We start from the raw sequence: 20,917 nt of genomic DNA on the forward strand, positions 1-20,917 counted from the left end.
GTTTATTTGGCGCGCGGCTCACGCGCGCCAAATAAACCTGACGCCAGTGGCACATGGCGCCGGTGGCACATCGCTGACGCGTGGTTATCAACAATCGCTATACTGGATGGCACCGTTTTTCAACATCCAAGGATTGTGGAACCATGGAACTATCCCTCGAATCTGACGCCGAGGCCCTCTGGCAGGACGCGCTCGACCTTCTCGCCGCGCAGCAGCGCGTGCCCGAGTCGGTGCTCGCCATGCTCAGGAACTGCCGCCCCGAGTCCATGGCCGACGGCACGCTCCACGTGACGACGCCCATGAGGCTCGTCCTCAAGACGGTCTCGAAGAACGCCGGGGTCGTGGAGGAGTGCCTCACGCAGGCGGCCTTCGAGCCCATGAGGCTCGAGATCTCCTTCGCCCCCGCCCAGGCGGCCGCGCCCGCGCAGGCGCCGGCGTCGAGCATGTCGCGCGAGGAGGCCCGCGCCTGGATGGCGGACGTCGAGGGACCCGCGCGCGGGCCCGAGGAGCGCCCGACGCCGCGTAGCATCGCGGAGGACACCTGGGACGAGCGGCGCGCCCAGGAGGCGCGCGAGGAGGAGAACCGCCGCCGCCGCGAGCGCAACCCGCTCGTCGAGGACATAGCGGGCGCGACCTCCAAGCTCACCTTCGAGCGCTTCGTCCGGGGAGAAGAGAACGACATAGCCTACCAGGCGGCCCTGCAGGTCGCCAATGGCATGAACAGCACGTACAACCCTCTGTTCATCTACGGCAAGAGCGGGCTCGGCAAGACTCACCTGCTCCGGGCCATCCAGAACTACATCGCGAGGAACGACCCGTCGCGCCTGTGCGTCTATCGCGACGCCTCCTCCTTCATCACCGACTACACCGAGGCAATGCGCCACTCGGAGCGCTCGGCCGCGGCCGTGCTGCGTCAGAACTACGCCGACATCGACGTCCTCATCATCGACGACATCCAGAAGATGGCGGGCAAGGCGGGGACCGTCGGGTTCTTCTTCGACACGTTCAACGAGCTCATCGGGAACGGCAAGCAGATCGTGCTCGCCGCCGACCGCACGCCGGCGCAGCTCGGCATGGGCAAGGACGGCTTCGACGAGCGCGTGACGAGCCGCCTCGGCTCGGGGTTCACCACTCCCGTGCAGGTGCCGAGCTACGAGCTCAAGCTCCGCCTCATCGAGACCTTCTGCGAGCGCATGCGCGAGGACGCGGAGCGCGAGAACGTGCCCGCGCTCTCGGGGACCGTGCCGGGAGACGCGATGCGCTACATGGCCGAGCTCGCCGGCACCAACATCCGCGTCATCGAGGGCTTCTGCCAGCGATGCCTCTTCGCCGCCACCGCGGCCGAGGGGCGAGGCACCCAGATCAGCCGGGACGAGATCGGCGCGCTCGCCAAGGAGTGCTGGCCGAGCGCCATGCGCTCCGTCTCCATCGAGGACGTCCAGAAGGCCGTCGAGAAGTACTACGACATCGACCACGCGAGCCTCGTGGGCAACAAGCGCCACAAGGGCCTCATGGAGGCACGCCACGTTGCCATCTGGCTCTCGCGCGAGCTCTGCGACCGCACGCTGGCCGACATCGGCAAGCACTTCGGCGGCAGGAGCCACGCCACGATCATGCACAGCATCAGCGTGGTGGACGAGGCGAAGCGCGACGACAAGGTCTTCTACGACCGACTGATGCAGATCAGAGACTCCATAACCGGCAACTCGTGACCTCGCGCCGAATGTCGACAATCCTGTCGCAAGCTTGTGGGAACATCGAGAAAAACCCGCGGAGAATGTAGAAGGAGTTTTCAACAGAGGGGGGATGTCGAAACGTGTCGAGTGTGGAGGGGCTTCGCGCTACGTCGCAACAATACCTTTGACCTCGTTCTTCTCGCTGTTATTTACTTTTCGACAGACCTTATTACTACTACTGTCCTTAAGTACTTATCTAAGAACTATTAGAAAGGGCCGCACATGAAGTTCACCGTCAGCCAGTCCTCCCTCATGAAGGCCCTCACCGTGGTGGCCAAGGGCATGGGGACCAACTCCACGCTTCCGATCCTCTCGGGCATCTACGTCCGCGCCCAGGACGGCACGCTCGAGTTCCAGACCAACAACCTCACGATCTCCATCCGCCACCTCATTCCCGCGAACGTCGAGGAACCGGGAGAGACGGTCGTCTCCGGCAAGGTCATCACCAACATTGTGAAGACGCTCTCTGACTCGGCCGTGACCTTCGAGGGCTCCGACCGCACGATCACCGTCTCGTGCGACAAGTCCACCTTCCGCCTCAACACCCTCAACCCGTCCGACTGGCCCGCGTTCCCCGACCTCGCGCCCGACCGCACGATCGAGCTGCCCGGCGAGCTGCTCTCCCGGATGGTGGACAAGGTCTACAAGGTGACCTCGCGCGAGACCTCGCGCCCCATCCTCCAGGGCATCCTGCTCACGGTCGAGGACAACACCATCCGGCTCGTCGCGACGGACTCCTTCCGACTCGCGGTCTGCGACTCCTCCGTGGAGTCCCCCGCGGGGGAGGCCTTCCGCGCCATCGTGGGCGGCACCGTGTTCCACGACGTCCTCACGATGCCCTCGTCGGACGAGACCATCCAGATCGGCACCACGGAGAGCCAGGTGATCTTCACCTTTGGCAACACGACCTTCGTGGCGCGCAGGATCGAGGGAAACTTCCCGGACTACAAGCAGCTCCTCCCGCCCACCTGCGGCACCGCCGTGACGCTCGACGTGGCCGAGTTCTCGGCCGCCCTCAAGCGCGTCTCCGTGATCGCGCTGCAGAACGCCGCCGTGCGCTTTGACATCGATGCCGACGCGGGCCTCATGCGCCTCTCGGCGAGCTCTCCCGAGCAGGGAGAGTCCTCCGAGCTTCTGCCGGTCGAGGTCGAGGGCCAGAGCCTGTCCATCGCGCTCAACTACCACTACGTGTTCGACTGCGTGAACGCGGTCTCCGGCTCCGACGAGATGCGCCTCGAGCTGCAGGGCTCCGTGCAGCCCGGCATCTTCAAGTGCAACGGGAAGGTGAACTACCTCTACCTGCTCATGCCCGTGAGGCTCTAGGGCGCATGGGGCTTCTCGTCACCAGCCTCTCGCTCGCGGACTTCCGCTCCTTCGAGCGGCTCTCGCTGAGGCCCGCCCCCACGACGACCATCCTCGTGGGACCCAACGCCGCCGGAAAGACCAACACCGTCGAGGCGCTGCAGCTGCTCACGGCGGGGGCGTCCTTCCGCCGGCCGCGCCCGCGCGACCTCGTGCGCGAGGGCGCGGACTCGGCGCGGGTCGACGCGCGCCTCGAGGGGGACGGCCGCGTGCTGGACGCCCGCTGCGACGTGGTGGCGGGGAGGAGGTCCTTCTCGCTCAACGGCAAGCGCTGCCAGGCGTCCGACATGCCGTCTGCGCTGATGTCGGTGCTCTTCTCGCCGGACGACCTCGGCCTCGTGAAGCGCGGCGCCTCGGGGAGGCGCGACGAGCTCGACGGCTTCGGGAGGCAGGCCAACAGGGGCTACGCCAACGTGCTCGCCGCCTACACGCGCTCCGTCGAGCAGCGAAACCGCCTCCTGCGCGAGGAGTTCCCGGACGAGAACCTGCTCGAGGCATGGGACGCCTCGGTCTCGCTCGGCGGCGCCACGCTCCTCGAGGCGCGCCTCAGGCTCTTCTCGCGGCTTGCCGAGAAAGTCAGCGCCATCTACGGGGAGGTCTCGGGCGGGGAGGAGCTGACCTGCTCGTACGAGAGCACCCTCGGGGACGAGGTCTTCGGGATGACGCGCGACGAGATCCGCGACGTCTTCGCGGCCGCGCTCGCCGCGCGCCGACGGGAGGACCTCCGCCGGCAGCAGACCTGCGTGGGGCCCCACCGAGACGACGTCACCTTCTCCATCGACGGCCGGGACGCGCGCTCCTTCGGCTCGCAGGGACAGCAGCGCTGCGTGGCGCTCGCGCTCAAGATGGCCGAGGTCGAGCTCGCGGCCGAGATCGTGGGGTCGCGGCCGCTGCTGCTGCTCGACGACGTGATGAGCGAGCTCGACGAGCGGCGCAGGAACGCCGTCGTGCGCTTCGCGCAGCGGGGCATCCAGACCGTCATCACCACGACGAACCTCGGGTACTTCTCGCCAGAGCTCCTCGACGCGTCCGAGGTGGTGAGCTTCGGTGGCCGATGAGCTGAGCGCCGAGCGCGCGCGCCGCGAGGCGGCGCCCGCCGGCCTCTCCGGGATACTCTCCTCGATGCTCGACGAGCGTGCGGACGCGTCATGGCGCGTCACGCGCGCGTGGCATGCCGTCAACGGCGACATCGAGCGGGCGCACACCACGGGGACCTTCGTGCGCGAGCCGCGTCGGGGGGAGAATGGCCCGGTGCTCGTGGTCTACGTGGACTCCCGGTCCCGCGCCACGGACTTCTCGGCGAACAGCGAGGTCTACCTGGCACGCCTCGCCAACGCCGGGCTCGCGTTCTCGAAGGTCGAGTTCCGCCTGAGCAAGTATGCGCCACGCGACAGGTCGGAGGGCGGCGCGCCCGCCCGCCCCGCCGTCACGCGGGGAAAGGGCGCCGCCACCCCTCCGCCGCCCCTGTCGCGCGAGGAGGCGGCGGAGATAGAGCGTGCCTGCGCCGGGCTGCCCTCAACGCTGCGTGAAAGCGTCTCTCGGGCGATGAGCGCCTCGTATCGGCTCCAGCGCGACAAATAGAGCGGAAATCATGAATGTGCCCTCACAGGGCCTCTCAGCGTCCTCTGAAGCGGTATCATTGATTCGTCTGGCCCGATATCACACAGGGTTTTAACTAATGTGACGCTTCTTGGAAGGACGGTCGCGTGGCGAAGAAGAACGAGAACGAATACGGCGCTGGGGAGATCAAGATCCTCGAGGGCCTCGAGGCGGTGCGCAAGCGCCCGGGCATGTACATCGGCTCGACGAGCGCGAGCGGCCTGCACCACCTCGTCTACGAGGTCGTTGACAACTCCGTCGACGAGGCGCTCGCCGGGTTCTGCACCAAGATCTCCGTGACCATCCACGCGGACAACTCCATTACCGTCGTGGACAACGGCCGCGGCATCCCCGTGGGCAAGCACCCCGTGAAGAAGATCCCGACGCTCGAGGTCGTCATGACGATCCTCCACGCGGGCGGCAAGTTCGACAACAACGCCTACAAGGTCTCCGGCGGCCTGCACGGCGTGGGCATCTCCGTCGTGAACGCACTCTCCAAGCGCCTCGTCGTCCAGGTCAAGCGCGACGGCGGCATCTACGAGATGGAGTTCGCGCGCGGCAAGACCGTCCGCAAGATGGAGAAGGTCGGGACCTCCAAGGCCACGGGCACCACGACCACCTTCTGGCCCGACGAGGAGATCTTCGAGACCACGGTCTACGACTTCGACACCCTGCACGACCGCCTGCAGGAGATGGCGTTCCTCAACCGCAACCTCAAGATCACGCTCACGGACGAGCGAGAGCTCACCCCGCGCGTGGAGGAGTTCTGCTACGCCGGCGGCATCGTGGACTTCGTGAAGTTCCTGAACGAGGGCAAGGAGGTCGCCGACGGCCTCAAGAAGCCCATCTACCTCGCCGGCAAGACCGACGAGGGAACCGACCCGGCCAAGGCCGGCGAGGTCGAGGTGGCCATCCAGTGGAACACCTCCTACTCCGAGACCGTCATGAGCTTCGCCAACAACATCTACACCCCCGAGGGCGGCATGCACCTCGAGGGATTCCGCACGGCGCTCACGCGCGTCATCAACGACTACGCCCGCAAGCAGAACATCCTCAAGGAGAAGGACGCCAACCTCACCGGCGACGACATCCGCGAGGGCCTGGCGGCGATCATCTCCGTCAAGCTCGGCGACCCGCAGTTCGAGGGGCAGACCAAGGCCAAGCTCGGAAGCTCCTTCATGCGCCCGCTCGTGATGAAGGTCGTGGCCGATGGCCTCGCGGAGTATCTCGAGGAGCACCCCAAGCAGGGTCGCACCATCGTGAACAAGGCGATGCAGGCGTCCAAGGCCCGTACGGCCGCGCGCAAGGCGCGCGAGGCCACGCGTCGCAAGTCCCTACTCGAGACGGCGCACCTGCCCGGCAAGCTCGCGGACTGCTCCGTGCGCGACGCCGAGGTCACCGAGCTCTTCATCGTGGAGGGCGACTCGGCAGGCGGCTCGGCCAAGGACGGCCGTCGCCGAGACATCCAGGCGATCCTGCCCCTGCGAGGCAAGATCTTGAACGTCGAGCGCGTGGGAGACCACCGCGCGTTCTCCTCCGACACCATCCAGTCCCTCATCACCGCCATCGGCACGGGCGTGACCGGCGCCGGCGGGGAGGGCGGCGACTTCGACATCTCCAAGGCGCGCTACCACAAGATCATCATCATGACGGACGCTGACGTCGACGGCGCGCACATCCGCATCCTGCTGCTCACCTTCTTCTACAAGTACATGCGGCCGCTCATCGACGCCGGCTACGTGTACGTGGCGTGCCCGCCGATCTTCGGCATCAAGGTCCGCAAGAAGATCCACTACGTCTACCCCAACGGCCGCGAGCCGGAGGAGGAGATCCTCAAGCGCACGATTCGCGAGCTCGGCTTCTCCTACGACGAGGAGGAAGAGGACGAGTCCTCCAACGGCAAGGCCAAGAAGCGCAAGAAGGCCTACACCGTCCAGCGCTACAAGGGCCTGGGCGAGATGGACCCCAAGCAGCTGGCCTCCACCACGATGGACCCGCGCACCCGCATCCTGCAGCGCGTGACCATCGAGGACGCCTCCGCCGCCGAGCGCGCGGTCCGCGAGCTCATGGGCAGCCAGGTCGAGTACCGCCGCGACTACATCGAGCGCCACGCGCACGACGCCCGATTCCTCGACGCGTAGTCACCTCCCGACGGGGTGTGCAAAAGGGACAGTCACTTTTGCACACCAAGAACTTGTGCAAAAGTGACTGTCCCTTTTGCACACCAGAGAAAGGCCCCACGTGGCAGACGACATGAACAACACGCCCGAGACCCCGGGCGACCTCCCCGAGGACCTGAGGCGCCTGCTCGACCGAGCGCAGGCCTCCGACGAGGGCGAGGACGTCTACGACCCCGACGAGGAGTCTGAGGACGCCGAGGACGAGGACGACGGCGAGCTCGAGGAGGAGTTCGGCCAGGCAGGGCGCGGTGAGGACTCCGGCGAGACCGACGAGCACGGCGGGGCCCTCCAGATCTCCGAGTTCGGCCACGAGATGCGCCAGAGCTTCATCGAGTACTCGATGTCCGTCATCACCGCGCGCGCCCTCCCCGACGTGCGCGACGGCCTGAAGCCCGTCCACCGCCGCATCCTCTACGCCATGAACGAGTCGGGCATCTTCCCCAACCGCCCGCACAAGAAGTCGGCCTGGACGGTCGGCGAGGTCATCGGCAAGTACCACCCGCACGGAGACTCCGCCGTCTACGACACGATGGTTCGTCTCGCCCAGTGGTTCTCCATGCGCACGCCGCTGATTGACGGCCACGGCAACTTCGGCAACATCGACGGAGACTCCGCCGCGGCCATGCGCTACACCGAGAGCCGACTCGCCAAGCCCGCGATGGAGCTCCTCCGAGACCTCCAGAAGGACACCGTCGACTGGCAGCCCAACTACGACGAGTCCCTCGCCGAGCCCCAGGTCCTGCCTGCGCGCTTCCCCAACCTGCTCGTGAACGGCTCGTCGGGCATCGCCGTCGGCATGGCCACCAACATCCCGCCGCACAACCTCGGCGAGGCGGTCGAGGCCACGTGCATGCTCATCGACAACCCCGATGCCACGGTCGACGACCTCATGACCGTGATGCCGGGCCCCGACTTCCCCACGGGCGCCGTCATCATGGGCGTGGACGGCATCCGCGAGGCCTACGAGACCGGCCGCGGCTCGATCACCGTGCGCGCAAAGGCGCACGTCGAGTCCACCAAGACCGGGCGCAACCGCCTCGTCTTCACCGAGATCCCCTATCAGGTGAACAAGGGGACCCTCCAGGAGAAGATCGCCCAGCTCGTCAACGAGAAGCGCATCGAGGGCATCTCCGACATGCGCGACGAGTCCAACCAGAAGGGCATCCGCCTCGTCATCGAGCTCAAGAAGGACGTCATCCCGCAGGTCGTCCTCAACAACCTGTACAAGTACACGCAGCTCCAAACCACCTTCGGCGTGATCAACCTGGCGCTCGTGAATGGCGTGCCCAAGTGTCTCTCCTTGCGAGAGATGTTGCAGCACTACATCGACCACCAGGTCGACGTGGTGACCCGCCGCACGCGCTTCGACCTCAAGAAGGCCCAGGCGCGGGCGCACATCCTCGAGGGCTACCTCATGGCCCTCGACCACATCGACGAGGTCATCCACATCATCCGCTCCTCGCGCACCGACACCGAGGCGAGCCAGCGCCTCATCGAGCGCTTCGGCTTCACGCCCGAGCAGACCACGGCCATCCTCGAGATGCGCCTGCGCCGCCTCACCGGTCTCTCGCGCGACCAGATCGAGGAGGAGCTCGCGGGCCTGCGCCGCGCGATCGCGTACTACGAGGACCTTCTCGCCAACCCCGACAAGATCCTCGCGGTCATCAAGGACGAGATGCGCGAGGTGGGCCGCAAGTTCTCCGACAAGCGCCGCACCGAGATCTCCGTCGAGGGCACCAAGGAGCTCAACGTCGAGGACCTCATCGCCGACGAGGACATGGTCGTCACCGTCACCCACGCGGGCTACGTCAAGCGCACGCCCGTCGCCACGTACCGCTCCCAGAAGCGCGGCGGCAAGGGCGTACAGGGCGTGAACCTCAAGGACGAGGACTTCGTCGAGGACCTCTTCGTTGCGTCCACCCATGACTACGTGCTGTTCTTCTCCAACAAGGGCAAGGTGTACCGCCTCAAGGTCCATGAGCTGCCCATCGCGCAGAGGAACGCGCGCGGCACCGCGATGGTCAACCTCGTGCCCTTCGCCGAGGGGGAGCACGCGATGGCGGTCATCACGTGCCGCACCTTCCCCGAGGACGAGTACCTGATGTTCGCCACGAGGAACGGCGTGGTCAAGAAGACGGCCATGAGCGCGTATGACCGCACCCGCCGCGACGGCATCATCGCCATCAACCTCAAGGCCGGCGACGAGCTCGTGAACGTCCGCCGCGTGAGGCCGGGCGACAAGGTGATGCTCGTCTCCACGGACGGCAAGGCAATTCTCTTCCCCGAGTCTGACGTCCGCCCGATGGGCCGCGACACCTCTGGCGTCCGCGGCATCACCCTCAAGGGCGACGCCAAGATGCTCGGCATGGAGATCACCAACGGGAACGGCGACCTGTTCGTCATCACCGAGAAGGGCTACGGCAAGCGCACGCCCGTCTCCGAGTACCCCGAGCACAAGCGCGGTGGCCAGGGCGTCTACACGATCGCGATGACCGCAAAGAAGGGCAACCTCTCCGCGTGCCGCGTCGTGGGCCCGCAGCACGAGCTCATGATCGTGTCCGAGGAGGGCGTGATCATCCGGGTCAAGGTGAAGGACATCTCCAAGCTCGGACGCTCCACGCAGGGTGTCAAGGTCATGAACCTCGTCGAGGGTGACCGCGTGAGCGCGGTGGCGCGCATGGTGGCGCACAAGAAGAAGGCCCCCAAGCACGACGAGAACCAGGGCATGCTCGACCTCGTGGCCGCAGGTGCGCGCGACGCAGACGAGCCCGAGTCAGTCGACATCGGCGGCGAGGAGCAGTTGGATGACACGCTCCTCGACGACGAGGAGTAAGAAACGGCGCGCCCCGCAGGTCCATGCCTGCGGGGCGCCTTTTAACGTGCGAAGGGGACAGGCACTTCTACACACGTTTTAGTGTGCAGAAGTGCCTGTCCCCTTCGCACGGCTATGCGTCGGCTACTCTCCGTCCGGCTCCTCGTGGGTGACGGTAAAGTCCTCCGGGGAGAGCGTCTCGACGAAGTCGTGGAACTGTGCCAGCTCCCGCTCCCGCTCGTCTCTCTCGACGCCTCTGAAGTCGGGCAGAGACGCCGTCTGGAGGACGGACTCCTCGGCGAAGACGGGAACCTCCTCGCGCACGGCGAGCGCGATGGCATCCGAGGGACGAGCGTCAACGAGGACCTGCCTGCCGTCCTCGCGCATGAGCTCGACCTGTGCGTAGAACGTCGTCCCCTTGACGTCGCTGATGCGGACGGAGACGCAGGACGCCCCGAGCGCCGATATGGTCGACTTGAGAAGGTCATGGGTCATGGGACGTCCGCTCTCACGAGGCGCCACGCCCATGCTGATGGCGCTCGCCTCGAAGGAACCGATCTGAATCGGCAGCTGAGCGGCCGTGCCGTCCTCTCCTGACCCCTGGGACCGGAGAACGACGAGCGATGCGAGCGGTCCCCCACCCACGACGAGGCTCTCTATATCCATCCTCTGTAGCGGCACGTGCTTCCTTTCTCTCGACCGCATATCCTACCCAATTGTGAGGCCCGTCAGCTGTTCGCAAGAGATTGGAAAGAAAAAGTCAAAAAAGTCGTTGACCGCGAGGGAATGCCCGTGTAGTATATCTTCTCGCGTTGGGCCTGTAGCTCAGTTGGTCAGAGCGTCCGGCTGATAACCGGGAGGTCACAAGTTCGAACCTTGTCAGGCCCACCACTTCCTGACAATAGTCGCCCCAGCGTTAGCCGAGTCGCCGCTGGGGCGATTATTATATTCCGACGCAGTGCGTCGACCCAGACGGGGACGTAGCTCAGCTGGGAGAGCGCGGGCTTTGCAAGCCTGAGGCCGTGGGTTCGAACCCCATCGTCTCCACCAGAACGTCAGGGCCGGACCTTCGGGTCCGGCCTTTGTCTGTAAAGAGGCGACGTTCCCGCTCATGGGCCTCTCGTCCCGCACCCATGACGCCGTGCAAAAGTGGCGATAGTGCGAAAGAAGTGGCCGTTCGCCTGCAATCAGGGGGATAGTGCGAAGCCTTTTCGTGGTCCCCTTTCGTGGCGTGCCGACAAAAGCCCAGTTGACGGTCAGCACATATGGGTCCGGAATGGCTCTGGGTGCCAAAATCGCTTTCCACTATCCCCCTGATTGCAGGTGGGTGGCCGAAAGTTTCGCACTATCCCGATAATTGCACGGTGGCTGGCAAAGGTTGCGGGGCCGCCCGCCATGCTCTTCATGACAGACGACCCCCTCGCCTTTGTCAGGTATCATCGCAGCAGGAAAGACGATGTGAGGGGAGTCATGGGAAAAGCCGACAACCTGCGTGAGGGGGTATCACCCCAGACCGACGAGCTGGCAAGCACACTGATGGGCGACGCCCTCGACCTTCTCGCCGCGGGCGAGGCGTTCGAGGTTCTTCTCGCCGTTCAGGACTCGTCGGGAGAGGTCCTGAGCTTCGAGTTCGTCGATGACGGCCCCGAGGCATGCCTCGAGGGGGCACGCGGCAAGGTGCGCGAGCTGGAGGACGCCGTGCGCTACGCGCTCGCCTACGAGGGTGCCATCGAGGATGATGACGGGTCCTACGCCGATGCGGTCATACTCGAGTTTGGCGAACGTGGCTATCGCAGCTACTCGGCCTTCTCGCTCATCGATGGGAAGGGGTCCGGTGATGGTTTCACGTGGACCGACCCCGCGCCGGCCGGAGAGCTGCCCCCGCTGCTGTAAAGTACCGTATGTCGAGAAAAACCAACCGCCGACCGATACGGACGGCTCTGTCCAGCTTCGTTGGATGAGGGGACCCATGCGCCAGGAGAACATCAGGAACATCGCCATCATCGCCCACGTCGACCACGGCAAGACCACGCTCGTGGACCAGATGCTCAAGGCAACCGACGCCTTCCGCGAGAACCAGCAGGTCCAGGAGCGCGTGCTCGACTCCAATGACCAGGAGCGCGAGCGCGGCATCACCATCCTGGCGAAGAACATCTCCATCGAGTACAAGGGCGTGAAGATCAACGTCATCGACACCCCGGGCCACGCCGACTTCGGCGGCGAGGTGGAGCGCGTCCTGCGCATGGCCGACGGTGCGCTGCTGCTGGTGGACGCCGCCGAGGGGCCCATGCCGCAGACGCGCTTCGTCCTTCGTCACGCCATCGACGCGGGGCTCGCCGTGATGATCGTGGTGAACAAGATCGACAAGCCCGCGGCCGATCCCGAGAAGGCCGTCAACACCTCGCTCGACCTCATGGCGGACCTGGGAGCCACCGACGAGCAGCTCGAGTTTGCGATGGAGCACGTGGTCTACGCCTCCGCGGTGAACGGCTTCGCCCGCCTCGACCCCGCCGACGACAACATGGACATGTTCCCGATGCTCGACATGATCGTCGACGAGCTCCCCGCCCCCGACGTGGACATCGACGGCCCCCTCGCCATGCAGTGCGTGACCATCGACCACTCTGAGTACGTGGGCCGCATCGGCATCGGCCGCATCTACTCCGGCACCATCCACGACGGTGACAAGATCCTCGTGGTAAAGAACGACGGCTCCCGTGCCATGAGCCAGGTCAAGCAGCTCTTCACGTTCGACTACCTCGGCCGCAAGGAGTGCTCCGAGGCCCAGGCCGGCGACATCGCCGCCGTCGTGGGCATCGACTCCACCGACATCGGCGACGTCTACACCGATCCCGAGAACCCCGTCGAGCTGGAGCCCATCGAGATCGACCCGCCGACGCTCTCCGTCGTCTTCGAGCCCTCCACCTCCCCGCTCGTCGGCCGTGAGGGCGACATCGTGGGCGGTCGTCAGCTCAAGGAGCGCCTCATGCAGGAGCGCGAGAACAACGTGACCATGCGCATCGAGGAGCTTCCCGACAAGACCGGCGTCGAGGTGGCCGGCCGCGGCATCCTTCACCTCTCCGTCCTCATGGAGACCATGCGCCGCGAGGGCTTTGAGTTTCAGGTGGGACGTCCGCGCGTGCTCTTCAAGAAGGATGCCAACGGGCAGATGACCGAGCCCGTCGAGCAGGCCGTCGTAGAGTGCCCGGGCGAGTACTCCGGCAAGGTCATCGAGGTCTTCGGCAACGCCGGAGGCACCATGACCACGATGGATGCCGGGACTACCCAGACGCACCTCGAGTTCAAGATCCCCACCCGCGGCATCATGGGACTCAAGAACCGCATCCTGAACGTCACGCACGGCGAGGCCGTCTTCTATCACACGTTCCTCGAGTACGGTCCCTACGCCGGCGAGATCGGCGTGCGGCAGAACGGCGCCATGATCTCCATGAGCACCGAGAAGGCCGTGGCCTACGCGCTCGGCACGCTCCAGGAGCGCGGCGCGCTCTTCGTGGGCCCCGGCGACGAGTGCTACGAGGGCATGCTCGTGGGCGAGCGGTCCAAGCCCGGCGACATGGTCGTCAACATCGCGCGCACCAAGAGCCTGGGCAACCAGCGCTCCTCCACCGCTGACATCGCCGTGCAGCTCACGCCGCCGCGCACGTTCACGCTCGAGGAGGCGCTCGAGTACATCATGGATGACGAGCTCGTGGAGGTCACGCCCAAGAGCGTCCGCATGCGCAAGCGCCTGCTCTCAGAGATCGAGCGCCGCAAGTGGGCCGTCCGCAACGGCAAGGTGAAGAAGTAGGGGACGGGTTTTTCCTCTCAGAGAATTCGGGACAGGCCGGGGGGCACGGTTCAGCGTGCCCCCCGGCCTGTCCCGAATTCTCTGAGAGGAAAAACCCGTCCCCTTTTACCGGTGGCGGCGCCAGCGCGTGACGCGGACGATTCGGGCGGCGCGCTTCATGGGCGCAGCCACGTGCGGCCCGAGGTCGACGTCTGCTGGAGTCTGCACGTTGAAGTGCAGCGACCAGCGCCTGAGGCCAATGGTGACGGCAAGGCAGAGGATCGACCCCCAGAGCTTGTTGACGGAGCAGCACACGACGGCGACGTAGTACACCACGCCGCCCGCGAGCGCGCACACGGCGTAGAGGTTCGACTTCTGGAAGATTCGGGGCACCTCGCCGAGGAAGACGTCGCGCAGCATGCCTCCCCCTACGCCGGTCATGATGCCCATGAGGACGCATGACGCCGGGTAGAACCCATGGACGATGGCCTTGTCGGTGCCCACGAGCGCAAAGAGCGCGACGGCCATGATGTCGAGCCACTCGAGCAGGTTGCTCGCGCGGTCGAGCGGCTGGGGGAAGAGAAACGCCACGAGGCCCGTGGCAACGCTCACGGGAATGGCGAAGGGCGAGGTGAGCATGTAGATTCTTCCCACCTGCATCATCACGTCGCGGATGAGTCCCCCGCCGAGGCCGCACAGCAGTGCGAGGCCCACAAAGCCGACGGCGTCGAGATGCCGCGCACGGGCCACCATGACCCCACCGGCAGATCCCACGACGACGGACGCGAGGTCGACCCACGTCGGCAGCGAGACGGCGGCGATCTCGGGGCTGTAGGTAGAGAAGATGTCTGGCACGGTGACTCCTCGCGGTCAGGTGCGGGTGGCGCTCGTACATTGTTACGCACCCTGATGAAAAGGGACAGTCCCTTTTCATCAAGAAAAGTCTTTTCCCGCGCGTCGTCTTACGCTATACTGACCGCTGCACCATCTCATGGAGAGTTGTCCGAGTGGCCGAAGGAGCACGATTGGAAATCGTGTAGGCGCCTAAAGCGTCTCCAGGGTTCAAATCCCTGACTCTCCGCCAGAACTTACCGTGGCGCCTTCGGGCGCCACGTCACCCTTCGGAGGGGTGGCAGAGTGGTTGAATGCGGCGGTCTCGAAAACCGTTTACCCCTTCGGGGGTACGAGGGTTCGAATCCCTCCTCCTCCGCCATTGCAGAGAGAGCCGGTCATCACGACCGGCTTTTTTCATATCCCGCGGAGGCGGGAGAGAAGAACGTCAGTCACCCGCACGTTTAGGGTACGCTACAGGGAACATGCAAACGACTCCACCACCCGGTGAAAGGGGAACCATGGTTGACGAATCCGAGCTTGCGGGCTTCAGGCGTGACCGCTACTTCGCGCGGTCCTGGGCGCTTCTTACGAGGGACCGCGGGTGGATCAAGCCGGTTCTTCTCATGACGGTCGCCCTGCTCGTCCCCATCGCTGGCATCCTCGGCGTCGCGGGCTACATCTATGAGTGGGCGCGGCTCACCGCATGGGGCGTCAATGCCGCTCCCAAGCAGAGGGGCGTGCGCATCGGCGAGTGCATCTCGAGCGGCTGGCGCGTGTTCGTCGTGTGCTTCGTGTGGTACGCGGGATTCTCCATCGTCTCGGGCATCCTGCTGCAGGTTCCCGTGATCGGTGACCTGCTCGAGCTCGTGTGGGCCCTCGTGAGCGCCTGCTTTGCCGTCATTGCCGTCGTCGCGGCCATGCGTGCCACCATCTACCAGAAGATCGTGCCCGGCCTGCGGGTCCCGACCATCTGGAAGATGATCTCCCACGACCCCGCCGGCCTTGCGCGCATCGTGGGCATCGAGATTCTCGGCGGGGTGCTTCTGGGCGTCATCACGACCATCGTCCTTCTCCCCGCGCTGTTCGGCATCATCCCCAACCTCATTACCATGATCGAGTACCTCGAGTACTCCTCGGTGCTCTCAAGCGGCATGCAGGCTCGCATCGCGATTCAGGCCGTCTTCTCCATGCTCTCTTCGATCGGCCCGACCCTCATCGTGCTCATCCTCGTGTGCAGCTTCATCGGCACCATTCTCTCCCTCGTGTGCGTGAACGCCGTCGCGCTGTGGATGCGCCAGTTCAACGTCGCGGCCTGGGGCAGGGACGAGGACCCTCTCCCGCCGTTCGTGAGCGACCCGCGTGACGTCGCGCCGCAGGCGGGAAGCTGGCAGTATGACGTCCCGCAGCAGCCCGTCGGCGCGGCGTCTCCCGTAGAGCCGCAGGCTGCTCCGAGCCCTGCGCCGGCCCCCTCTGAGCCGCAGGAACCGGCGGAGGTACCCTCGACCGAGAGCCATGAGGAAGACGTGACGCCGTTCGATGCGGAGGACCCCAAGTAGGCCCCTCTTTCATAGCCATCTCGAGCCTCGTGGAGATGCTGTGATTACCGCGAGGCCCGCACAAACGCTCACCGAAGCCCACGGCCCCGGTGAGCGTGTCTTTTATGGAGCGTGCGCCAGCGGGGCGTATGCGTCGTGACACCTTTCGGTACGTGCGCGTCAGTACGCTATATGCAGGGATGTTGTGGAGGGGATACAGCGAGAAGAACCTTCTGTGGTATGATGCTTCGCCGAACCTTTCCTGCCCCGGGCGAGCCTTCATGTCCCGGGGCCACTAGCCCAGAGGAGGTGAATCGAATGAAGGCTTATGAACTGCTCTACTTTGTCGACCCCACGTGCAACGAGGAGACCCGCGCCGGCGTCATGAAGCGCATCGAGGTTGCTCTCGGCGAGACTGGCAAGGTCGACAGCGTCGAGGACTGGGGCAAGCGCAAGCTCGCCTTTGAGGTCGACGATCTCACTGAGGGTGACTACACCCTCATCAACTTCCACGCTGATCCCGAGCACATCGCCGAGCTCGACCGAGTTCTGCGCATCAACGACGCCGTCAAGCGCCACATGGTCGTGCGCCGCGTCGACAAGGACTAGGCAAGGAAGCGCGGGCATGATGCCCGCAGGTGGGAGGAAGTGAGACCATGAGCATCAACAGAGTCAACATCTCGGGCAACCTCACGAGGGACCCCGAGCTCAGGGCTACGGCCAGCGGCTCGCAGATTCTTTCCTTCGGCGTCGCCGTTAACGACCGTCGCCGCAACCAGCAGACCGGCGAGTGGGAGGACTACCCCAACTTCGTCGACTGCGTGGTCTTCGGCGCCCGTGCCGAACCGCTCTCCCGCTTCCTCTCCAAGGGCACGAAGGTTGCCGTCGAGGGCAAGCTTCGTTACAGCTCCTGGGAGACCAAGGACGGTCAGCGTCGCAGCAAGCTCGAGGTCGTCGTTGACGAGGTCGAGTTTCTGAGCTCGAGGAACCAGCAGGGTGGTGGCTACCAGCAGAACGCCGGCGCCCCCGCCTTCCAGCAGGCCCCCGCATACGCCGCGCCCGTTGCCTCCGCGCCGGTGCCCGCCGCCCCGCAGGGCGGCTACGCGCCCCAGCCGCAGATGCAGCAGGCGCCCGTCCAGACCCCGCCGGAGACCGACGTCTACGACGAGGACATCCCGTTCTAATCACCCGGCGGCCTCGAGCCGCCAACAGAAAGGCAACTAGACATGGCTCAGCAGAAGCAGGATTTTCAGCGCCAGCCGCGTCGCAAGTACTGCCAGTTCTGCAAGGAGGAGACCGAGTACATCGACTACAAGGATGTGCAGCTCCTCCGCAAGTACATGACCGACCGCGGCAAGATCAAGCCGCGCCGCGTCACTGGCGCCTGCACGCAGCATCAGCACGACATCGCGCTGGCGATCAAGCGCGCCCGCGAGATGGCGCTTCTCCCCTACACCGTCCCCGTGGTTTCCAGCCGCGGCGGCCGTAACCGCGGCTAGCGCCGCTCGCACGTGAGAAGAGCGCGCGCACGATGAGTGCATGGCCCGATAACGGTGTTCCGCCCACGCCCGACGGCGCGGGAGAGGCCCCGTCTGCGGGTCCCATGCGGTCTGGGGGCGGCATCGTCCCCTTTGGCTCGCAGAATGACGAGAAGGGCAGCCGAGACTCGGTGCCCCTCCCTCTCGTCCTTCTGACCTGTGCCGTCGGCGGCGCGGTGGCATCCTCCACGATGTCGCTCGCCGCGCCCATCCTCGTGGGGTACGGGCTGTGTGTGGCCCACGCACGAGGGGGCATGCGACTGACGGCGCTCGGCACGGGCATCTCGCTCGCGTCGGCGCTCGCCTTGGGCCTTCCCGTCGGGCTCGCTCAGGGCGTCGGGTCCGTCATCGCGTGTCTCGCCGGGCTCATCGTCGCGCTCGTCTGCCTCAGGGGTCGTCTCACCCCGGGTGCCGGATGCCTCGTCGTGGCCGCGCTGTTTGCGGCCCATATCGGGGCAGATTCAGCGTTCGCGCTGATGAACGGCACCACGCTCTCCCAGACCATGGCGGAGCTGATCGAGTTCTACCGGGACGCCTTCACCGAGGCGTCACCAACGAGCTCCGCGCAGGTCCAGGCCGTTTCCGCGGTCGCGGGGGTCCTTTGGCCGACGGCCTACGTGGTCGTGTCGGCCGGGGAGTTCCTGGCGGCGCTCGCCGGCGCGCATCTTGCGCTCAGGCGAGTCGCGCCCGAGCGGTCCTGGGAGGGCCTCGCCGGATACGACCTGCCTCTCTGGATCGTCGCGGCGCTCGTCGTGGCGGTCGCCGGGCTGGCGGTTGCGCTGACGGTGCCCACGGTCCCGCAGCTCGTCCTCGTGGTCTCGGCCAACCTGGCCATGGCTCTGAGGATCGCGTTTGCGGTGCAGGGGGCCGCCGTTGTCGCCTGGCTCCTGAGGGGGCGGGACCTCGGCGCGTTTGCGAGGTTCCTCGTCTGGGCGGCCGCGCTCTATCTCGAAGTGCAGTTCGTTGTTTTGACCGTTGTCGGCGTCGTCGACGTCTGGGCCAACTTCCGCCACCTCCAGCGTGGCGTGGTCCCTGACGACACGGCAGCGCAGGACAAGAAGCCGGGTCAGACCGGCTGACCGAAGGAGTATCCCATGAAAGTCATCCTCTTGGGTGAGCTTCGGGGCAAGGGCGGCGAGGGCGACATCGTCGACGTCGCTCAGGGCTTTGCGGAGAACTACCTGTTCCCCAACAAGATCGCCCAGCCTGCCACCCCGGGCAACATCAAGCAGCTTGAGGAGCGCCGTCACAACATCGAGAAGCGCGAGGCCGAGCGTATCGCCTCTGCCGAGGCCACCAAGGCCGCTCTCGATGGCAAGTCGGTGACCGTCGACGCCAAGATCGGCGACGAGGGCCAGCTCTTCGGCTCCGTCACCCCGTCCCAGATCGCCGACGCCATCCAGGCCCAGCTCGGCATCGAGGTCGACCGCAAGCGCGTCGGCCGCGGGAACAACATCAAGACCTCCGGCAAGCACGCCGTCGAGGTCAACCTCTACCGCGAGATCACCGCGACGGTCAACGTCCTTGTCGGCGTGACCGAGGAGGAGCCGGCGGCCGAGGCTGAGGAGACCGTTGAGGTCGCCGAGGTCGAGACCACCGAGGTCGAGGAGTAATAACTTTTCGACGCTCACTTCTGAACTGGGGATTTCTACAATATCCGCAGGTCAGAAAAGTGTAAGGAAGCGCCCCGGACGTCACTGCGACTCCGGGGCGCTTTTATATCAATCATCATCTGATAGGTATTCTACCTGCGGTTTTTCACTGGTATGGGGATGTGAAAACCAGACGTCAGAGCAGCCGAACAGCTGTTTAGGGTTTCTCTAAAGGCAGAGAATCTTGTTGAAAACTCGTCGTTTACGCAGGAAAGAAATTTGTTGAAAACGTCGAAAAGGAAGAAAGGCCCGTTCAGGTGCCCTCTCTTCTCGACATACGCCCCCAAGGGGTCCCGAGAGGAAAAATGACCCCTTGACAGCGGACGAAGAGTGTCTTTCTACCGCGTCGCGGTCAATCTCTTTGCACACCCTGCTCCCGGCCCGCGCGGGAATGAGATAATGGGACCCCGGAACCGTCACACGAGGAGGACCTGTGGCCCAGAGCGAGTACGACGTCAACCCCACGCGCATGAGGGCAAGCCAGGATGCCGTCATGCCGCAGGACCCCGAGGCCGAGGCGTCGGTCCTCTCGGCCATGATGGTCTCCTCCGAGGCGCTCCAGGAGTGCCTGATCGAGCTCGACCCGGACGACTTCTACTTCCCCTCCAACCGCACGGTGTTCACGGCCATGCGCGAGATGTTCGACAAGAACATGCCCATCGACACCATCTCCCTCGCCGACTACCTCAAGAGCTCCGGCGAGCTCGAGCGCGTGGGCGGCAGAAGCTTTCTCCTGGGTCTTGGCAACAACTCGCTCGCGCTCGTCGGATGGCGGCGACACGTCGAGATGCTCCATCGCGACACCACGCTGCGCAAGATGATCAGTGCTTCGGCGCAGATCACGGCGCTCGCCTACGACGCCCCCGAGGACACCAAGGAGGTCGTCGACCGCGCCGAGAAGATGCTGCTCGACGTCACCAACCGCGACGTGCACAAGAACGAGCAGTCCCTCGAGGAGATCATGGCCGACCTCTACGAGGAGCTCGGACAGAACGCCGCCAACCACGACAAGCCGCTCGGCGTCCTCACGGGGTTCCCGCGCATCGACGAGTGCCTGCTCGGCCTGCGTCCCGGCCAGATGATCGTCATCGGCGCACGCCCGGGCGTGGGAAAGACGTCCTTCGCACTGAACCTCATGACCAACGCTGCGTTCAATGGTGCGAGCGTCGCCATGTTCTCACTCGAGATGTCCAAGGTCGAGATCGCGCAGCGCCTTCTCGCAGCCAACGCGCGCGTGGGACTGCAGGAGATTCGCTCCGCTCGGATCAGAAACGAGCAGTGGCCCCAGATCCTCCAGGCGACCAACGACCTCTCCCAGCTCGACATCATGATTGACGACACGCCCGGAACCACGGTGACCGAGATTCGCGCCAAGGCGCGCCGCATCCTCCGCGGAAAGCCGCTCGGGCTGGTGATCATCGACTATCTGCAGCTCATCTCCCCGCCCTCGGGCGGCCACCGCGCGGACAGCCGTGCCACCGAGGTCTCTGAGATGAGCCGTGGCATCAAGATCATGGCCAAGGACCTCGGCGTGCCCGTCGTAGCGCTCTCGCAGCTCAACCGTACCGTCGAGAACCGAACCGGCAAGCGCCCGCAGCTCTCCGACCTGCGCGAGTCCGGCTCCATCGAGCAGGACGCCGACGTGGTCGCCCTTCTCGACCGCTCGATGAACGAGGACGAGGCCGCACGCGAGGATCGTCCTGCCATGAACGAGACCACCTTCATCATCGCCAAGAACCGCTCCGGCGCGCTCTCGGACATACCGCTCACGTTCCTGCCCGGCTCCACCAAGTTCGTCGAGGTCGACACCTTCCACGACTAGCGTGCCACTGGCGTCAGGTTTATTTGGCTCGCGCCGCGGCCGTGCGCAGGGGACAGGCGT

Annotated in this window: 17 protein-coding genes and 4 tRNA genes; 19 read left to right on the forward strand and 2 right to left on the reverse strand. The window is 65.4% G+C overall.

The window, feature by feature from the left end; all coding sequences use genetic code 11:
• Positions 1 to 143: 143 nt before the first annotated feature.
• From E0L17_RS10300 to gyrA, 6 genes are all read left to right on the forward strand, one after another.
• Positions 144 to 1,712, forward strand: coding sequence for a DnaA ATPase domain-containing protein (locus E0L17_RS10300; protein ID WP_167931149.1), 1,569 nt, complete (start codon positions 144 to 146; stop codon positions 1,710 to 1,712).
• A gap of 246 nt (positions 1,713 to 1,958) precedes the next feature.
• The gene (gene dnaN / locus E0L17_RS10305) at positions 1,959 to 3,059 is read left to right on the forward strand and encodes a DNA polymerase III subunit beta (RefSeq protein WP_167931150.1); all 1,101 of its coding nucleotides are present in this window, start codon (positions 1,959 to 1,961) and stop codon (positions 3,057 to 3,059) included.
• A gap of 5 nt (positions 3,060 to 3,064) precedes the next feature.
• Positions 3,065 to 4,156 carry a DNA replication/repair protein RecF gene (recF, locus tag E0L17_RS10310; protein WP_167931151.1) on the forward strand — a complete coding sequence of 364 codons (1,092 nt, stop codon included), beginning with the start codon at positions 3,065 to 3,067 and terminating at the stop codon, positions 4,154 to 4,156.
• Complete coding sequence (locus tag E0L17_RS10315) at positions 4,146 to 4,679, forward strand: hypothetical protein (protein WP_167931152.1); 534 nt, start codon at positions 4,146 to 4,148, stop codon at positions 4,677 to 4,679. The genes recF and E0L17_RS10315 overlap by 11 nt, the downstream gene beginning before the upstream one ends.
• Before the next feature lie 125 nt (positions 4,680 to 4,804).
• Positions 4,805 to 6,838, forward strand: a complete 2,034-nt coding sequence (gene gyrB, locus E0L17_RS10320) for a DNA topoisomerase (ATP-hydrolyzing) subunit B (protein ID WP_167931153.1) — start codon at positions 4,805 to 4,807, stop codon at positions 6,836 to 6,838.
• Between the two features lie 112 nt (positions 6,839 to 6,950).
• On the forward strand, positions 6,951 to 9,710 hold the full coding sequence (gyrA, locus tag E0L17_RS10325; RefSeq protein ID WP_167931159.1) for a DNA gyrase subunit A: 2,760 nt from the start codon (positions 6,951 to 6,953) through the stop codon (positions 9,708 to 9,710).
• A gap of 123 nt (positions 9,711 to 9,833) precedes the next feature.
• Here the strand turns inward: gyrA and E0L17_RS10330 are convergent, their stop codons facing one another.
• Complete coding sequence (locus E0L17_RS10330) at positions 9,834 to 10,355, reverse strand: bifunctional nuclease family protein (RefSeq protein ID WP_286163454.1); 522 nt, start codon at positions 10,353 to 10,355, stop codon at positions 9,834 to 9,836.
• 148 nt (positions 10,356 to 10,503) lie between these two features.
• On the opposite strand from E0L17_RS10330, the gene E0L17_RS10335 reads away from it, so the two are divergent.
• From E0L17_RS10335 to typA, 4 genes are all read left to right on the forward strand, one after another.
• Positions 10,504 to 10,580, forward strand: a tRNA-Ile gene (locus E0L17_RS10335).
• Positions 10,581 to 10,663: 83 nt separating this feature from the next.
• Positions 10,664 to 10,739: transfer RNA gene (locus tag E0L17_RS10340), tRNA-Ala, on the forward strand.
• Between the two features lie 420 nt (positions 10,740 to 11,159).
• Complete coding sequence (locus tag E0L17_RS10345; RefSeq protein ID WP_167931155.1) at positions 11,160 to 11,582, forward strand: hypothetical protein; 423 nt, start codon at positions 11,160 to 11,162, stop codon at positions 11,580 to 11,582.
• A 76-nt stretch (positions 11,583 to 11,658) separates the two neighbouring features.
• Positions 11,659 to 13,497, forward strand: coding sequence for a translational GTPase TypA (typA, locus tag E0L17_RS10350; RefSeq protein WP_167931156.1), 1,839 nt, complete (start codon positions 11,659 to 11,661; stop codon positions 13,495 to 13,497).
• Positions 13,498 to 13,602: 105 nt separating this feature from the next.
• On the opposite strand, the gene E0L17_RS10355 is transcribed toward typA, so the two are convergent.
• Complete coding sequence (locus E0L17_RS10355; RefSeq protein WP_353652980.1) at positions 13,603 to 14,331, reverse strand: trimeric intracellular cation channel family protein; 729 nt, start codon at positions 14,329 to 14,331, stop codon at positions 13,603 to 13,605.
• Positions 14,332 to 14,469: 138 nt separating this feature from the next.
• Between E0L17_RS10355 and E0L17_RS10360 the strand changes: the two genes are divergently transcribed.
• The 9 genes from E0L17_RS10360 to dnaB all read left to right on the forward strand — a co-directional run bounded on the left by E0L17_RS10360 (position 14,470) and on the right by dnaB (position 20,857).
• Positions 14,470 to 14,560: transfer RNA gene (locus E0L17_RS10360), tRNA-Ser, on the forward strand.
• 39 nt (positions 14,561 to 14,599) lie between these two features.
• Positions 14,600 to 14,689: transfer RNA gene (locus E0L17_RS10365), tRNA-Ser, on the forward strand.
• A 139-nt stretch (positions 14,690 to 14,828) separates the two neighbouring features.
• A complete protein-coding gene (locus tag E0L17_RS10370; protein ID WP_167931157.1) occupies positions 14,829 to 15,866 on the forward strand; it encodes a DUF4013 domain-containing protein in 1,038 nt (345 codons plus the stop codon).
• A 297-nt stretch (positions 15,867 to 16,163) separates the two neighbouring features.
• Entirely contained in the window at positions 16,164 to 16,454 is a 291-nt protein-coding gene (gene rpsF, locus E0L17_RS10375) for a 30S ribosomal protein S6 (protein WP_075279077.1), read from the forward strand.
• 47 nt (positions 16,455 to 16,501) lie between these two features.
• Positions 16,502 to 17,029 (forward strand): single-stranded DNA-binding protein, encoded by a 528-nt coding sequence (locus E0L17_RS10380; RefSeq protein ID WP_075279076.1) that lies wholly within the window; start codon positions 16,502 to 16,504, stop codon positions 17,027 to 17,029.
• A gap of 42 nt (positions 17,030 to 17,071) precedes the next feature.
• Positions 17,072 to 17,344: a 30S ribosomal protein S18 gene (rpsR, locus tag E0L17_RS10385; RefSeq protein WP_072373695.1), complete on the forward strand. Its 273-nt coding sequence runs from the start codon at positions 17,072 to 17,074 to the stop codon at positions 17,342 to 17,344.
• A 170-nt stretch (positions 17,345 to 17,514) separates the two neighbouring features.
• Positions 17,515 to 18,462 carry a hypothetical protein gene (locus E0L17_RS10390; protein WP_167931158.1) on the forward strand — a complete coding sequence of 316 codons (948 nt, stop codon included), beginning with the start codon at positions 17,515 to 17,517 and terminating at the stop codon, positions 18,460 to 18,462.
• Between the two features lie 15 nt (positions 18,463 to 18,477).
• Complete coding sequence (rplI, locus tag E0L17_RS10395) at positions 18,478 to 18,996, forward strand: 50S ribosomal protein L9 (RefSeq protein WP_075279074.1); 519 nt, start codon at positions 18,478 to 18,480, stop codon at positions 18,994 to 18,996.
• 472 nt (positions 18,997 to 19,468) lie between these two features.
• The gene (gene dnaB, locus E0L17_RS10400; RefSeq protein WP_445331559.1) at positions 19,469 to 20,857 is read left to right on the forward strand and encodes a replicative DNA helicase; all 1,389 of its coding nucleotides are present in this window, start codon (positions 19,469 to 19,471) and stop codon (positions 20,855 to 20,857) included.
• The last annotated feature ends 60 nt before the right edge of the window (positions 20,858 to 20,917 follow it).

Origin of the sequence: Olsenella sp. SW781, assembly GCF_012027725.1 — a bacterium.
Lineage (GTDB): Bacteria > Actinomycetota > Coriobacteriia > Coriobacteriales > Atopobiaceae > Thermophilibacter.